Genomic DNA, 15,606 nt, shown 5'->3' with positions numbered 1-15,606 from the left:
ATGCAAACTGCCTTTCCTTAGCGAAACCATAGGATGCAGAGACACGTCGGATTGTATAAAGTCGCACGCCGCACGCCCGCGAAGGCATATGCGCCGACAGGCCGCATCGAGCCAACCGGCAGCAGACGCATATTGAGGGATTTGACGTTACCCGGAGAGACTTATGGCTGACGCCGCCAATACGGAACTTTCAACCTCGAGCCGCCTGCGTCATGGCGGCCGGATCCTGATCGACCAGCTCGCGCTTCAAGGTGTCGAGCGGGTGTTCTGCGTTCCGGGGGAAAGTTACCTTGCCGCACTCGACGGGCTTTATGACAGCGGCATCCAGACGATCATATGCCGCCAGGAAGGCGGGGCCGCGATAATGGCGGAGGCGACCGGCAAGCTTACCGGAAAGCCCGGCGTTGCCTTCGTCACCCGGGGTCCCGGCGCCACCAATGCTTCGGCCGGCGTGCATGTCGCCTTTCAGGACTCCACGCCGATGGTGCTTTTCGTCGGACAAGTGGCCCGGGATCAGCGGGACCGGGAAGCCTTCCAGGAAGTGGATTATCGCGCGATGTATGGCCCGCTCGCCAAATGGGTGGCGGAGATCGACCTTACCGAGCGCATACCCGAATATGTGAGCCGAGCCTTCCACGTGGCCCAGTCGGGCAGGCCCGGGCCGGTGGTGCTCGCGCTGCCGGAAGACATGCTTTCGACCACGGCAGAGGTCTCCGATGCGCCGCCCGCGTCCCTCGTGCTCAACCAGACAGCCGACGAAGCGGTGGACATGATCCTGGAAGAACTCGCCAAGGCGGAACGCCCTCTGGCCATTGCGGGTGGCGGCGGGTGGTCTGCCGAAGCGGCAGAGCATCTGGCCCGGTTCGCCGAGGCGCACGATCTTCCCGTCGGAACCTCGTTCCGCTGCCAGGACTACATCGACAACCGCCACCCCTGTTATGCGGGCGATGTCGGGGTCGGCATAAACCCTGCCCTCGCCAGCCGGGTGAAGGAGGCTGATCTTCTGCTGGTACTCGGCGCAAGGCTCGGCGAGATCACTACCAGCGGATACACGCTTGTCGACGTGCCGGCACCGCGCCAGCGCCTCGTTCACATCCATCCCGATCCATCGGAACTCGGCCGTGTGTACCGGCCTGATCTGGCAATCGCCGCACGCCCTGCCGACGTGCTGGCGCGCCTTGCCGCGCGTCCCTCGGGCAAGCCGACGCGCAGAACCGCCTGGCTTGAGGCCGCGCGGGCGGATTACGAGCGCTGGCAGGAGCCTCAGGAAACACCGGGCGAGCTGAAGATGGAACAGGTCATCCACCATCTTTCAGCCACTCTCGACGAAGACGCCATCGTCACCAATGGCGCGGGCAACTACGCCACCTGGCTTCACCGCTATTTCCGCTACAAGCGCTGGCGCACGCAGCTTGCGCCGACCTCCGGCTCCATGGGCTATGGCCTGCCCGCAGCCGTGGCGGCAAAGCTCGCCTGCCCCAACCGGCAGGTGATCTGCCTCGCCGGTGACGGCTGCCTGCAAATGACCATGCAGGAGTTCGGAACCGCCTGCCAGTACGGCGCGAATATCGTGGTTCTGGTCGTCAACAACGGCATGTACGGGACGATCCGCATGCATCAGGAGCGTGTATATCCGGGCCGCGTCTCGGGCACGACCATCCGCAATCCGGACTTCGCCGCTTTCGCCCGCGCCTATGGGGCCTATGGCGAGACCGTCACCCGAACGGCGGACTTCGCCCCCGCGCTCACGCGGGCGCTCGAAGCCGGTTCCCCCGCAATCCTCGATCTGAAGATCGATCCGAGAGCGCTGTCGTCCCGCCAGGTGCTGCCCGAGTGAGAACCACGGGCGGCGTATACCCCTCTCCGAACGGTGGACACGCAACACCCGAACGGCGGACATAACTCGTAACAAGCACGGGCAGCCCGTCTGATAGGCGTTATTATCCCAAGAACTGCCGCACGTAATACTGGATAGCGGTCGAGGGCGCTCGCAAGGCGCAAGCGTCTTCTGCTACGCTCCCTGTGCTTGAAGCGGGACGGGAGAACGGCATGACACGAAAGCCGGAAGTCACCGGGTTCTTCGACAAGAGAACCTTCTCGATCCAGTATGTTGTCGCCGACACGGAAAAGCGGTGCTGCGCCATCATCGATCCGGTGCTGGACTATGATCCCAATTCCGGCGCGACGGGCACCATGAATGCCGATCACATCCTGCGTTTCATCGCCGAGAAGGGCTATAAGGTTCAGTGGATCCTCGACACCCATCCCCACGCCGACCATTTCTCGGCCGCCGACTATCTCAAGAGAAAGACCGGGGCCCCGACGGCCATCGGGGAAAAGATAACCGAGGTACAGAAGCTCTGGAACGGCTTCTATAACCAGCCCGAGGCGCCTGCGGACGGCTCGCAATGGGACAGGCTTTTTGCTGATGGCGACACTTTCGAAATCGGCGGCTTCGAGGCACGGGTGATGTTTTCGCCCGGCCATACGCTGGCCTCGATCACCTATGTCGTCGGCGACGCGGCTTTCGTGCACGACACGCTGTTCATGCCCGACGGCGGCACGGCCCGGGCCGACTTTCCGGGCGGGGACGCCGGTGAACTCTGGCAATCCATTCAGGATATCCTCGCCCTGCCGGATGACACGCGCCTGTTTACCGGGCACGACTATCAGCCAGGTGGGCGCGAACCCCGATGGGAAAGCACCGTTGCGGAACAGAAGGCCGGAAACATCCATCGGGCGGCGCTCGAAGGGCGCGAGAATTTCGTGAGCATGCGTGAAGCGCGCGACAGGACACTTCCGATGCCGCGCCTGATCCTCCACGCATTGCAGGTCAATATCAATGCCGGGCGGCTGCCCGAACCCGAGGCGAACGGGCGGCGTTATCTCAAGATTCCGCTTGATCTGCTTCCCGACGCCAAATGGGCGTAAACGGGTGAGAGCATCGAAGGACGCAAGCCGCATCAGCCGAAGCGGATCCGGGAACGGCAGAAGAACTTGCGCAGCCAAGGCTTGCCGCTTTATCTCCCGCTGCCTGCGGCTTGTGATCGGCCCGGCACGGCCGGGTCTTCATCGACACTCATCGGCGCGCGGACCTTGCACACCACCCCGGACGGTTCAAAAAAGATTCCCGCTTCGCCATCGAGTTCCGCCGACAAAATCTCCTCGATCAGCTTCGATCCGAAACCCTTCTGGACCGGCTCGGAGACCAGGGGCCCTCCGCGTTCCTCCCAGCGAAGATCAAGCTGTGGGACGGCGCCCGCGCCCAACGTCCAGGTGATCGAAACCTTGCCCGAGGAGTGTGAGAGGGCGCCATATTTGGCGGCGTTCGTCGCCAGTTCGTGCAGAGCCAGCGAGAAGGTCAGCACCGACTTGGCGGGAAGCAGCACCGCCGGCCCTGCGATCTCGAAACGCTCCTTCTCGTAAGGGGCAAGCACCTCGGCAATGACGGCCGACAGCTCGGCGCCATTCCAGTTCCTGGCCGTCAAAAGGTCGTGCGCTCTGGAAAGCGAGAGCAGGCGCGCATCGAAAGCCTCGCGCACTTCCCTGCTGCTTTCCTTGCCGAAGGTCTGGCGCGCGATGGCGCGCACCGTCGCCAGGGTATTTTTCACCCGATGTTTCAGTTCACCGATCAGATAGCGCTCCAGCCGCTCCGCCTTCTTGCGTTCGGTAATGTCCCGCGCGATCTTCGAGGCGCCGACGATCCGGCCGGAGAAATCATGAACCGGAGAGACGGTGAGAGATACGTCCACCAGCGTCCCATCCCTGCGCCGCCGCTTGGTCTCATAGGTCTCGATACGCTCGCCCCGGCGGATGCGCTCGATGATCATGGGCTCCTCGTCCGCCCGGTCCTCCGGCAGCAGGAATGTAGCGGGCCTGCCGATCGCCTCCTCGGCCGAATAGCCGTAAAGCCGCTCCGCGCCTCGGTTCCAGCTCGTTATCCGGACGTCCAGATCGGTACTCATGATGGCGTCCTCGGACGAGGCCACAATGGCGGCAAGCCGGTGCAACGCCTCCTCGCGCTCCTTCCGGTCGGTGATATCGACCGCCGCACCCGCGAACCGTTCGGCCTTTCCGGAGGCATCGTAGACAATCCCCCCGCGCACCTCTATCCAGCGCACGGTCCCGTCCGGCTGCAGATAGCGGCACTCCTGCGCGTATTTCTCGCCCGTCTCGATCGCGTGGTCGACAGCGGCTGCGATCCTTTCGCGGTCATCGGGATGAATCCTGGCCAGATATTCCATAACCGAGACGCTGGTCGTGTCCCTGTGGGGATCGACGGAAAACATCGCCGCGAACTGGGCGTCCGAAAAGAACTCATCGGATTGAATATGCCAGTCGAAGGTTCCGATCATTCCGGACGCGCTCAGCGCATAGGAGAGCCGTTCCTGCGCTTTCGCCAGAGCACGGCGCGCCTCGACCCGATCGGTCGTCTCGTTCACAATGCAGATCACGCCACGGATGGCGTTTGTCTCGTCCCGAAGGGGCGAATAGGAGATGTCGAAGGAGACATCTTCGGGATATCCGTAACGCTCGAGACGGAAAGAACGGTCCTCCGCAAAGATCGTTTCGCCCTCGTCGTATACGCGCTGAAGCAGAGGGCCCAGGTCACCCCACAGCTCGGTCCAGATCTCCCGTGCGGGACGGCCAAGAGCCCCTGGATGCTTGTTCCCGATAACCTCCGCATAGGCGTCGTTGTAGATCGCCACAAACTCCGGGCCCCAGAAGATGACCATCTGAGACCTTGCCGGAAGCATCAGACGGACGGCAAAGCGCAGGCAATCAGGCCACCGGCAGATGGGCCCGAGGCTGGTCGATGCCCAATCGTGCGACTGGATGAGGGCTCCCGTCTCGCCGCCGCCTTCGACAGGAAACTCCATACGCACCATCCTCCCCCTTGCCATCCGCGTTGGCCAATAACCCCGGGTCGGAATACCTCAGGAGGCACGTTGCGGGCCGCGAACCTCCTTGCGGGGGTCAGGTCAGGTCGTTTTCCAGCGCCCATTGTGGATACAAATCGGCCGGCAAGGCAAGCGGATACATTCGGCAGGCCGCTTCATGAAGCTCAAATCGTTCAATGAGGCCTGCCGTTTGCTGCACGCGGCGAGCGAGAGCGAGATTCTTCTGCGGGTGCGCGCGTATGGCGGCGATCCGCGCTACGGCGCGGAATAGCCGCCATCGACGAGATGATAGCTCCCGGTGATGAAGGAGGCCTTCTCCGACAGCAGGAAACAGGTGAGTGCCGCCACTTCGTCGGAACGGCCGAGCCGCCCGACCGGATGAAGCCCGACGATCTGCTCCAGAGCTTCCGGCTCCAGATTCTTTGACAGAAGCGGGGTCAGAATGAAGCCGGGCCCGACCGCGTTGATGCGGATGCCTTGAGGGGCATACTCGATTGCCGCCGTCTTGGTGAGCCCGACGATGCCATGCTTGGCCGCCACATACGCGCTTGAATTGGCAAAGCCGTTCGTACCCAGAATGGACGACATGTTGACGATGGCGCCGCCGCCAGCCTCCAGCATTGCCGGGATTTCGTAGCGCATGCAGTAGAAAACGCTGTTCAGGTTTATATCGATAACCTGCTGCCAGCCGTCGAGCGGATACTCGCCCACCGGGGCGGAGGGGCCACCAATCCCGGCATTGTTGACGGCCAGATGCAGCCCGCCAAAGGTGGATTTAGCAAAGGCGACCATGGCCTCCGCCTCTTCAGCCACGGCTACGTCGATGCGAAAGGGTGCAGCCTCGCCGCCCCCTTCCTTGATCTCGTTTGCGACTTTCTCAGCACCACCTTCGTCAAGATCGGCCACGATCACCTTCGCGCCTGCCGCCGCAAGCTGGCGCGCACATTCGGCACCGATCCCCGACGCCGCGCCGGTGACCACCGCGACCTTGTCTTCAAATTCCCGATCCATGGTCCACTCCCATCGCGAACACCTAAGCATCTAGGGCGTGCTTCCTCGCAGCCAAGGCGCAACGCGTTGTATCCGCTTCTGTCACATTCTGTTTGCAGCAACGCAAAGAAGACTTCGTAAATGCGCGTAACGTGAGGCCGTCAACAAAGCGGTCGAAAGGGACACGCCATGACCACCCGCAAGCATCTACTCACCACGGTCGCCGCCGTCCTGGCGATGGGCGGGCTAGCATTCCAACCGGCTTTTGCCGCCGATGGATACGGCACCGCCGAGACGCCCGCGGACATCGTACGCCCGGCCACCGATGTGCCAGAAGCGTCAGGCAGGCGGGCGCCGGAGGCGGTGCGGATCAAGCTGGAAACGGTTGAACTCGTCGGCCGGCTGGATAACGGGAGCAGCTACAACTACTGGACCTTCAACGGCAAAGTGCCCGGTCCCTTCGTGCGGGTGCGTGTCGGCGATACCGTCGAGGTCTCGCTCGAAAACCACGACGGGAACATGTTCATGCACAATGTGGACTTTCACGCCGCCACCGGCCTCCATGGCGGCGGAAGCGCCACACTGGCGGCGCCCGGCGAGCAGAAGGGCTTCACCTTCAAGGCGCTGAAGCCCGGGCTCTATGTCTATCACTGCGCCGTCGGCCCCGCCGCCCAGCACATCGCTAACGGCATGTACGGCCTTATCCTCGTCGAGCCTGAAGGAGGGCTGCCGCCGGTGGATCGCGAGTTCTACGTCATGCAGGGCGAGCTCTATACTGAGGAGAGCTTCGGCACTGGCGGCCTGCTGACGGAGAGCTACGACAAGCTGATGAATGAGGAGCCGGAGTACTTCGTCTTCAACGGGGCCGCCGAGGCGCTGACAGGCGACAATGCGCTCAGGGCCAAGGTGGGCGAAACCATCCGCATCTATTTCGGCGTGGGCGGCCCCAACAAGACGTCGAGCTTCCACGTGATCGGCGAAATCTTCGATGCGGTCTACAATCTCGGATCGCTCACGGGAGAGCCTTTGCCAGACGTGCAGACGGTCACCGTGCCTCCCGGCGGGGCAGTGGCGGTGGACATGAAGCTTGAGGTGCCCGGCGAATTTATGCTGGTCGATCATGCTCTTTCGCGCGCGATGCGCGGTCTGGTGGGGACTCTGATCGTCGAAGGGGAAGAGCGGCCCGAAATCTTCAAGGAAGGGATCGAGGGCCAGCCGGAAATGCTGATGAACTGAGCCTGCCGGCAGATGCGGCCCGCCCCGCTCACGGGCGGGCCGTACTTATGTGGAGAAATGACGCAAGATGAACACCGCTCCATCTCGCCCACTTGAAGACGAAGCCGCACCCGCACGGGATCGCTCCGTGCCGAGGCGAAGGCTGCGCGAGGGTGAGCGCACGCGGGACGGGCGCGGGCGCCTCCGCTCGGCGCGTCCCCTGCTGCATTACGGGTTTCGTCCCTTCTTCCTGCTTGCCGGCATCCACGCAGCGGCCGCTATCCCGCTCTGGCTCTGGTTTTTCGCGAACGGCGCCGCCCTGCCCGGCCCCTTTCCGCCGCTTTCCTGGCATGTCCATGAAATGCTGTTCGGCTATCTCGGCGCCGTCATTGCAGGCTTCATCCTGACGGCGATCCCCAACTGGACCGGACGGCTGCCCTTGAGCGGAACGCCGCTTGCCGTTCTGGCACTCCTGTGGCTGGCAGGCCGGCTTGCCACGGCCTCCGTTTCGGTACCTCTTGCCGCCACCTTCATCGACCTGTCATTTCCCGTGGTGTTGGCGGGCGCGGTCTGGCGCGAGATCCTGGCCGGACGCAACTGGCGCAACGCGCCGGTGGCCCTCATGCTTACCCTGTTCGCCCTAGCCAACGGCCTGCACCACGGCGAGGCCGCCGGGCTTCTGCAGGAGGGGCTGGCGATCCGGCTGGCCCTTTCTGTCGCGGCGATGCTGATGGCGCTTATCGGCGGACGCATCGTGCCGAGCTTCACCCGCAACTGGCTCGTAAAACGGGGCGCGCGAGCCCTGCCCGCTGCCTTCGGCCTGCTCGACAAGGCCGCGCTGGGAACGACCGCAATCGCCCTGGTCGGCTGGATCACGCTACCGGAGACGACCTTCACCGGCACGGCTCTGCTGCTTGCGGGAATTCTGCTTTTCGCAAGGCTTTCGCGATGGCAGGGATGGCAGACGGGGCGGGAAGCCATCCTTCTCATCCTTCATATCGGCTACGCCTGGCTCGCAGGCGCGCTCCTCCTTATCGGCGCGGGTATCCTCGCACCCGGCACAATACCCGCGAGCGCGGCCATACATGCGCTCACCGCTGGCGCCATTGCGACCATGACTCTGGCGGTGATGACGCGCGCGAGCCTCGGCCACACGGGGCGGGACATCCGGGCGGATGGCTGGACCGCCGCGATCTATCTCATGGCAAATGCCGGCGCCCTCCTGCGCGTCATTGCGCCCTTCGCCGCGCAGGGCTATCTGCCGCTTCTGGCGGCGGCGGGCACGCTGTGGAGCGGCGCCTTCCTTCTTTTCGTGCTACGCTACTGGCGTGTTCTGACCGGCCCAAGGCTGTAGAGCTGATGCGAGGAATCGGTCAGCCGCCGCGCCCAAGCCGCCTGCGCGCGGCGGCCAGCCAATCCTCCATCAGCCGGCGGTCTTCCTTGGAGAATCGCGTGCGCCGGACGAGGTCGACGAAGCTATCGCCTGGATGGCAGCGCTCGTAGTTTCGCGCCGCCCAGGCGCGGACGGCATCCTCGGCCGGCGGATCGGCCGTAACTTCATTCGATGTATCCGGGACGATGAATGTGGTGTCATCCAGCATGTCACCCTCCTTCGTTTTCCTGACCGTTCCAGATAGGAAGGCACCCGAGTGTTCGCCGCCCTTCGGCTTGACGGTCCCTTGCCGAGCGCGGCTTGTCCCTCCGGCACAAACGGTTTGCTCTGCCCCGAACAACCGCTAGAAAGGCCGGGAGAAACATTGTTCGGAGACCAGAATGCCGGCACTCGACCGATCCCTGATCGCCGGCCTGCCTCTGTTCGAGGGGGTTGCCAATGCCGAGCTCGACTGGCTGCTTTCGCAAGCCCGCTCTGCCCGCTACGCGAAGGAAACGGCGATCTTCGAGCAGGGGGAGGAGGCCGAAACCTTCTACCTCCTGCTCGACGGGCACATCCGCGTGGTGCGGCTCACGCCTGAGGGCGAGCAGGTGATCGCGCGCTACATCAACGCGGGCGAGCTGTTCGGCATAGCCGTCGCTATGGGCCTTCGAGCCTACCCCGCGAGCGCCATTGCCGCGGTGGATTGCGTGGCGCTCAGCTGGCCGAACGGCATCTGGCCGGAAGTCACGGCGCGGGTGCCGCAATTCGCCGCCGGAACCTATCGCACGATCGGCGCGCGCCTGCAGGAGACGCAGGAGCGGGTGATGGAGATGTCCACCGCGCAGGTGGAGCAGCGCGTGGCACACACGCTCCTGCGCCTTGTGCAGCAGTCCGGCCGCAAGACGCAAGACGGCATTGAGATCGATTTTCCGATCACCCGGCAGGACATCGCGGAAATGACCGGCACCACCTTGCACACGGTGAGCCGCCTTCTGAGCGCCTGGGAGGACAAGGGCATGGTGCGCAGCGGCCGGCAGAAGGTCATCGTGACGGACGCGCACAGCCTTCTGCTCGTCGCCGAACATCGCCGCAAGGGGTAGTGGCAGATTAGGTCTCATCTGCTTGCCACCACCGCCGCTATGAGGTCGCGGATCAGCAAGGCCTCGTCCATCTCATGGGCGCGGCATGCTTCACGGACGGTGTGGAAACGGCCGATGGGGCATCCCACGCACAACATGCCGTGACGGATCACGACGGGAATCGTCGAGGGCCATCGCCGCATCAGCGCGTCCATCGTCATCTCGGAATCCAGCCTGGAAGGCGCAGCCATGCTTGTCCTCCAATCGATCGAGGACAAACTGTCGCAGGAATGCGCCTTTCCTTCCTTGTGCTGGCGCAAACAGGCACGCGATGGCCGCGCTCATATGAGCACCCGTCAGCGACCATGGTAGCGCTCGATGCCGTACCTTGCGGTTGCGGACACCGGATACGGTCTTCCGGGATGGGACACGGGAGCGCTCCCGCACCAGGGGCAACGGGCAGCCGCCCTGGGCAGATTACGATTGCACTTTGAACAAATCCGGACCTGGCCACGTCCGAGCATCACCACCTCCTTGCTGCACAGCGAATGCGAACAGAAAGCGGACCGGCTAGATGGTTCGTAGGTCCCGGAGTGGAGGCAGGATGCGGTCCGTCAGTTTACACGCCGCCACACCGGGAAACGGCATGCGTTTCGCCGGCGAGCCTCGATATTCTGACGAACGTTTCCATAATCATATACTCAAGCTAAGTAGCTGAAATGAAATTGCAAGTGCCGGCCAACTCCGGTCCCGGAAGGGGCGGCTAAAGGACGCGTTACAGACAGGGGGATAGCCTAACAAAACCAGGCGAGACGGGCGACGCTCAGCTTACCGCTCTTCGTCAAGCCTGGCCTGAATGTAGTCGCGCAGAACGTGCGCATTGTTCCCTTCCACCCTCGCGCTTGAGAAAAGCAGCGTGACGACGCCTTCCTTGACAAGTTCGACGAGGGAGGAAACGGCCTCCTGGTTCATATCGAGTTCGTGAAAATACCGCCTGCGAAATTCGTCCCACTCCTCCGGGTGGGCGTGGAACCATTTGCGCAGTTCGTCGCTCGGCGCCAGGTCCTTGAGCCAGGCGTGGATTTCCGCCCGCTCCTTGGACAGGCCGCGAGGCCAGAGGCGATCCACAAGCACACGCCGGCCGTCCGCTTCCTCGGCGGCCTCATAGATGCGTTTCACCCGGATATTATCGTGCCGGTTTCCCATGGCGGTTCAACCATCCTCGGCTTCGTCCAGGGCCTCAAACGCCAATGCCGAATGGGCTACCGCCGCGCCTGCCCGCATCTCGCTTGCGACCCAGATCGCTTCCAAAATTTCCTCGGACGTAGCGCCGTGCCTCTTCGCGCTTTTCGTGTGGCCTCTTATGCAATAGGGACATTGCGTCACGTGAGCAACCGCGACGGCGATCAGTTCCTTCGTCTTCCTCGACAAGGCGCCATCGGCAAAGACCGCCCGGCTGAACTCCCTGAAGGCCTTGTCCTGGGCGGGAGACAGCGCGGCCCTGCGCTCACGGGCGCTCATCGCGCTCTCCGGCTGATTTTTCGTCATGCTCCACCTCCCTTGAAGTTGCATTCGGGCACAATGGCGCTGCGGAACTGCTCTTTTCCTTCGCAAAAGCTGCCGGCATCGAAGCCGTCCGCCGTCACTTGCGGCGCTCTGGACAAGTATTTGGGCGGACAAGCGATGAGGGCAAATGAAAATAATCGCGCCGTCGCAGCAATTATTTTGCTGCAACCGATGACATACACCTGTGACCAATCGCGTTCTTGACCGGCGCATCATCTTCTGAAGTCATCCCTCGACAATCAAGGCAGACACCGGAATGCGGTTCATCGTTGACTTTGTGCTTACGGGGCGGACGGCCCCTCTCGGCCCGCGCGGCACGCCAAGCGGAATACGCAAGCAGCCCGTGGCGGGAGCCGTCCGCGTTACGGCGGGCGGTCTTGCCGGAGACGAACAGGGCGACCGCAAGCACCATGGCGGGCGCGAAAAGGCGCTTCATCATTACGCGACGGATCACTACGCATTCTGGCGGGCGGAGCTTGGCGACCGGGCGGAACTCGGATCGCCCGGAGCGTTCGGCGAGAACATCGCCTCGATGGGCGTGACGGAGGCCGACATATGCGTTGGCGACGTCATCCGCATCGGCACCGCCACCGTGCAGGTGTCCCAGGGGCGGCAGCCCTGCTGGAAGCTCAACGAGCGGTTCGGCGAACCCACCATGGCGCGCCGCGTCCAGGAGAGCGGTCGCACGGGATGGTATTACCGGGTGCTGGAGGAAGGCCTTATCGAGGCGGGGGCCGCCGGAGAGATCATCGACCGCCCCGCCGAAGGCTGGTCACTCAGCAGGCTTTCCCACATCCTCTATCACGACACCCGCAACTTCGACGCGCTTGCGCAGATGGCGGAGCTCGAGGTGCTGGCGCAATCCTGGCGCGATCTTGCGCGCAAGAGGCTTGAAAGCCGTTCGGTGGAGAGCTGGACACGGCGGCTCGTCACGCCCGGCCGGTGAACCGCAATCCACCAGCGGTAAACCCGCGCGCCTCGCAGCCGCGTGCTGTTGTCCTCGGCTCAGCGGTCCGTCACGATCGCGTCCATCGGGATGTCATGCGGCTGCGGGTAGATGGTGGGAAGGCTGCATTCGCTGAAACCGACCCCGATCAGAAAAGGCCGCCGCGGCGCGGCGGCGATCGTCCGGTCGTAGAAGCCTCCGCCATAGCCCAGGCGATAGTTCTCCGGATCGAAGCCGACCAGCGGCGCGATGAAGATATCGGGAAAAACGGCGGGCCCGTTCGCCGGCACGGGAATGTTCCAGTGGCCCTGCTCCAGCTTATCTCCCGGACGCCAGAGGCGGAATTCGAGCGGCCATCCCATCTTGATGACGACCGGCAGGGCGAGCCGCGCCCCCTGCCCGCTGATGCGTTCGGCCCAGTGGTAGAGATTGGGCTCCGCCTTGATCGGCCAGTAGAGGCCGATGACGTGGCGGTCGGGGCGCCCGATGATTCGGTCCAGCTCCGCAGCAATCCTTTCGGATTTCGCCTCACGCTCCGAAGCCTGCATGTTGCGCCGCTTCGAGATCAGCGCCTGCCTTGCTGCCTTGCGCCAGGCGGCGATATCGCCCCACCGTTCCGCACTGCCCTGGAACTCAGGTACCTCGCACTCAGCAGGCTCCAGGTCCACATGCGCCGCTTCGCTGTGCGTCATTTTTCCAATCCAGATCAGCCGTACCGGCAGGGCTTAGCCTCGCCTACCCTTCTCTTCCAAATTATCGCCGGAAAGATGAAAGACAAGTGGAATTAACTGCGTTATTATATCAGAAAATTTCATATATTGGCGCCGGGGCCCGCCCCCCTTCGCCATCACGCATTTGTGCATTGAGATGGATATCGACCGCGTCCGGACATTCCTGGAGATCGTACAGACAGGCAGCTTCCTGCGCGCTGCGGAGCGTCTTCACGTCACACAAACGACAGTCAGCGCCCGCATCAGGACGCTTGAGGAGGATCTGGGGCGCAAGCTCTTCGTGCGAAACCGGAACGGCGCGCGGCTTACCGCCGCCGGAGCGGAATTCGAGCGTTTCGCGCAGATGTTCGTTCAGGTGTGGGAACGGGCCAGGCAGCAGCTGGCCGTGCCCCCGGGCAGGAATGGCGTCGTCAGCATCGGAGCCGAGCTCAGCCTTTGGAATCCGCTGCTGGTAGACTGGATGGCCGGGATGAAGGAGCGCGACCCGCGCGTGCTGGTCCGCGCGCGGGTTGGCATGCCCGAAACGCTCGTGGACGATCTCAGAACCGGCACGCTCGACGTCGCTCTCGTCTACGCGCCGCAGCTCATCCCGGACTTCAAGGTGGAACTCCTCATGGAGGAGCAGCTCGTTCTGGTGAGATCCGTGCAGAACGCCAGCGACGATTACGTCTATGTCGATTGGGGCCCAGCCTTCGCGGCCCAGCACGGCACGCACGCACCGATCCTCGGCGATCCCGCCATATTCGCAAGCTTCGGACCGCTGGGGCTTTCGTATATTCTGCGCGCGGGCGGCAACGGATATTTCCGCCTCGGCATGGTAACGCCGCTCATAGAGGCGGGCCGGCTGGAACTCGTGGAGGATGCGCCCCGGTTTACCTATCCGGCATATGCCGTCTACGCGGAAGAAGCCGCTCAACGGCCCGAAATCGCCTCAGCTCTGAAGATCCTTCAGGAAATTCTCAAAGCCAAATAAAGCGCAGCACGAATTACATTCCTTTACCCAAGTCTACTCGATCACCACCCTCTAATGCCGGCGCACTAGCGGCTTCATCAGCCTTCCGCGCCTCATCCCTTTCTGACCTTTGCACCGAATGGTCGAAGGCCTTGGCATGGCCGCACGCGATTGCTATGCGGCGATGGGAGCCATACCTGCCGAACCGCGCCTGACGGGCGTAAAGAGGCTAATGGATGAACAGACAGGATACGGTCGATCTTTTCGTCATCGGCGGCGGCGTCAACGGTGCCGGAATAGCGCGCGACGCCGCGGGGCGCGGCCTCTCGGTGGTGCTGTGCGAAAAGGACGATCTGGGCGAGGGAACGTCCTCACGCTCCAGCAAGATGGTGCATGGCGGGCTGCGCTACCTTGAATATTACGAGTTCCGGCTTGTCCGCGAGGCGCTGATGGAGCGCGAGGTTCTCATGAACGCCGCGCCCCATATCATCCGGCCCATGCGCTTCGTCCTGCCGCATTCGCCGGAGGACCGGCCCGCATGGCTGGTCCGGCTCGGCCTCTTCCTCTACGATCATCTGGGCGGGCGGGAGAAGCTTCCCGGCACACGCATGCTTGACCTCCGCCGCGCGCCGGAGGGTGCGCCGCTTCTCGACAAATATACCCGCGCCTTCGAATATTCCGACTGCTGGGTGGACGACGCCCGGCTCGTCGTGCTCAACGCTCTCGACGCGGCGGCGCGCGGCGCAACGGTGCTGACCCGCACTCCCTGCATCTCGGCAAGGCGGGAAAACGGCGCCTGGACCGTACTCACGCGAAACTCCGTGACGGGAGAAACGCAGGAATTCCGCGCCAGGGTTCTGGTCAACGCAGCCGGCCCCTGGGCCAAGGATGTGCTGCACCGGGTGGCCGGCGCCAACTCGACGCGCAATGTGCGGCTGGTCAAGGGCAGCCACATCATCGTGCCGAAGTTCTGGGAAGGCGCCCACGCCTATATCATCCAGAACCACGACAGGCGCGTGATCTTCGTCAATCCCTATGAGGGCGATCTGGCGCTCATCGGAACGACGGACATCCCCTACGAAGGAGCGGCGGAACAGGTGAGCATCGACGAAAGCGAGACCGAATATCTGCTCGCCGCGGTGAACCGCTACTTCAAGGAAAAGCTCCGCAGAGAGGATGTGCTGACCGCCTATTCCGGCGTCCGGCCGCTGTTTGACGATGGCAAGGGCAATCCGTCCGCAGTGACACGCGACTATGTCTTCGACCTAGACGAGACTGGGGGCGCACCGCTCCTCAACGTCTTCGGCGGCAAGATCACAACCTTCCGGGAGCTCGCCGAACGCGGCCTCGGCAAGCTGAAGAAGTTCTTCCCGACAATGGGGAAGAACTGGACGCATGCCGCGACGCTGCCTGGCGGGGACATCGAGAACGCCGATTTCGAGAGTTTCCGCGCGCGGATCAAGGCGGAGCATCCGTGGATGCCCCGTTCGCTGCGCCACCACTACACGCGGCTCTATGGCACCCGCCTGTCGGAGATCGTGGGCAAGGCAAGCTCGGTGGAAGAACTCGGCCGCCATTTCGGCGGAGACCTTTACGAAGCCGAGGTGCGCTACCTCGTCAACAACGAATGGGCGATGACGGCGGAGGACGTGCTGTGGCGGCGTACCAAGCATCGCCTGCGCCTTTCCGGGGCTGAGCAGGCCGCATTCGTCGACTGGTTCAATGCCGAGATGCGGAAGGCTGCCTGACGCGATCTCTCAACATCAATCCGCCGATGGACCGATTTTCCGGTCCGGACGCGGCGTCAAAACATGCCAGCTAGCCGCTATCGCGCCAGAGTCAGATATGCTA

The 15,606-nt window shown here is 63.4% G+C and carries 16 protein-coding genes; 8 read left to right on the top strand and 8 right to left on the bottom strand.

Annotation, left to right across the window (positions count from 1 at the left end; all coding sequences use genetic code 11):
- The first annotated feature begins 163 nt into the window (after window positions 1-163).
- Together NYR54_RS05520 and NYR54_RS05515 are read left to right on the top strand one after the other, a co-directional pair.
- Window positions 164-1,837 carry a thiamine pyrophosphate-binding protein gene (locus NYR54_RS05520; RefSeq protein ID WP_261514603.1) on the top strand — a complete coding sequence of 558 codons (1,674 nt, stop codon included), beginning with the start codon at window positions 164-166 and terminating at the stop codon, window positions 1,835-1,837.
- Window positions 1,838-2,049: 212 nt separating this feature from the next.
- Complete coding sequence (locus NYR54_RS05515; protein WP_261514602.1) at window positions 2,050-2,931, top strand: MBL fold metallo-hydrolase; 882 nt, start codon at window positions 2,050-2,052, stop codon at window positions 2,929-2,931.
- 89 nt (window positions 2,932-3,020) lie between these two features.
- Here the strand turns inward: NYR54_RS05515 and NYR54_RS05510 are convergent, their stop codons facing one another.
- Window positions 3,021-4,880, bottom strand: coding sequence for a PAS domain-containing sensor histidine kinase (locus NYR54_RS05510; protein WP_261514601.1), 1,860 nt, complete (start codon window positions 4,878-4,880; stop codon window positions 3,021-3,023).
- A 276-nt stretch (window positions 4,881-5,156) separates the two neighbouring features.
- Window positions 5,157-5,912, bottom strand: a complete 756-nt coding sequence (locus tag NYR54_RS05505) for an SDR family NAD(P)-dependent oxidoreductase (RefSeq protein WP_261514600.1) — start codon at window positions 5,910-5,912, stop codon at window positions 5,157-5,159.
- Between the two features lie 168 nt (window positions 5,913-6,080).
- Between NYR54_RS05505 and nirK the strand changes: the two genes are divergently transcribed.
- Window positions 6,081-7,127 (top strand): copper-containing nitrite reductase, encoded by a 1,047-nt coding sequence (gene nirK / locus NYR54_RS05500; protein WP_261514599.1) that lies wholly within the window; start codon window positions 6,081-6,083, stop codon window positions 7,125-7,127.
- A 127-nt stretch (window positions 7,128-7,254) separates the two neighbouring features.
- Window positions 7,255-8,460 carry an NnrS family protein gene (locus tag NYR54_RS05495; RefSeq protein WP_261514598.1) on the top strand — a complete coding sequence of 402 codons (1,206 nt, stop codon included), beginning with the start codon at window positions 7,255-7,257 and terminating at the stop codon, window positions 8,458-8,460.
- 19 nt (window positions 8,461-8,479) lie between these two features.
- On the opposite strand, the gene NYR54_RS05490 is transcribed toward NYR54_RS05495, so the two are convergent.
- Window positions 8,480-8,707: a hypothetical protein gene (locus NYR54_RS05490; protein ID WP_261514597.1), complete on the bottom strand. Its 228-nt coding sequence runs from the start codon at window positions 8,705-8,707 to the stop codon at window positions 8,480-8,482.
- A gap of 172 nt (window positions 8,708-8,879) precedes the next feature.
- Between NYR54_RS05490 and NYR54_RS05485 the strand changes: the two genes are divergently transcribed.
- Complete coding sequence (locus tag NYR54_RS05485) at window positions 8,880-9,581, top strand: Crp/Fnr family transcriptional regulator (protein WP_261514596.1); 702 nt, start codon at window positions 8,880-8,882, stop codon at window positions 9,579-9,581.
- Between the two features lie 14 nt (window positions 9,582-9,595).
- Here the strand turns inward: NYR54_RS05485 and NYR54_RS05480 are convergent, their stop codons facing one another.
- The 4 genes from NYR54_RS05480 to NYR54_RS05465 all read right to left on the bottom strand — a co-directional run bounded on the left by NYR54_RS05480 (window position 9,596) and on the right by NYR54_RS05465 (window position 11,308).
- Window positions 9,596-9,811 carry a DUF1858 domain-containing protein gene (locus NYR54_RS05480; protein WP_261514595.1) on the bottom strand — a complete coding sequence of 72 codons (216 nt, stop codon included), beginning with the start codon at window positions 9,809-9,811 and terminating at the stop codon, window positions 9,596-9,598.
- A gap of 577 nt (window positions 9,812-10,388) precedes the next feature.
- The gene (locus tag NYR54_RS05475) at window positions 10,389-10,739 is read right to left on the bottom strand and encodes a DUF488 domain-containing protein (protein ID WP_261514594.1); all 351 of its coding nucleotides are present in this window, start codon (window positions 10,737-10,739) and stop codon (window positions 10,389-10,391) included.
- A 33-nt stretch (window positions 10,740-10,772) separates the two neighbouring features.
- A complete protein-coding gene (locus NYR54_RS05470; protein WP_423738570.1) occupies window positions 10,773-11,108 on the bottom strand; it encodes a carboxymuconolactone decarboxylase family protein in 336 nt (111 codons plus the stop codon).
- A complete protein-coding gene (locus tag NYR54_RS05465; protein ID WP_261514593.1) occupies window positions 11,105-11,308 on the bottom strand; it encodes a hypothetical protein in 204 nt (67 codons plus the stop codon). The genes NYR54_RS05470 and NYR54_RS05465 overlap by 4 nt, the downstream gene beginning before the upstream one ends.
- 74 nt (window positions 11,309-11,382) lie before the next feature.
- Between NYR54_RS05465 and NYR54_RS05460 the strand changes: the two genes are divergently transcribed.
- A complete protein-coding gene (locus NYR54_RS05460; protein WP_261514592.1) occupies window positions 11,383-12,072 on the top strand; it encodes an MOSC domain-containing protein in 690 nt (229 codons plus the stop codon).
- A gap of 59 nt (window positions 12,073-12,131) precedes the next feature.
- Here the strand turns inward: NYR54_RS05460 and NYR54_RS05455 are convergent, their stop codons facing one another.
- Window positions 12,132-12,764: a 5-formyltetrahydrofolate cyclo-ligase gene (locus NYR54_RS05455; protein WP_261514591.1), complete on the bottom strand. Its 633-nt coding sequence runs from the start codon at window positions 12,762-12,764 to the stop codon at window positions 12,132-12,134.
- A gap of 175 nt (window positions 12,765-12,939) precedes the next feature.
- On the opposite strand from NYR54_RS05455, the gene NYR54_RS05450 reads away from it, so the two are divergent.
- Window positions 12,940-13,776 (top strand): LysR family transcriptional regulator, encoded by an 837-nt coding sequence (locus NYR54_RS05450; protein WP_261514590.1) that lies wholly within the window; start codon window positions 12,940-12,942, stop codon window positions 13,774-13,776.
- Between the two features lie 215 nt (window positions 13,777-13,991).
- Complete coding sequence (locus tag NYR54_RS05445; RefSeq protein ID WP_261514589.1) at window positions 13,992-15,503, top strand: glycerol-3-phosphate dehydrogenase; 1,512 nt, start codon at window positions 13,992-13,994, stop codon at window positions 15,501-15,503.
- The last annotated feature ends 103 nt before the right edge of the window (window positions 15,504-15,606 follow it).

The sequence above is a fragment of the Chelativorans petroleitrophicus genome (assembly GCF_025398195.1).
GTDB classification, from domain to species: Bacteria; Pseudomonadota; Alphaproteobacteria; order Rhizobiales; family Rhizobiaceae; genus Chelativorans; species Chelativorans petroleitrophicus.
This window is presented reverse-complemented; position numbering and strand designations above follow the sequence as displayed.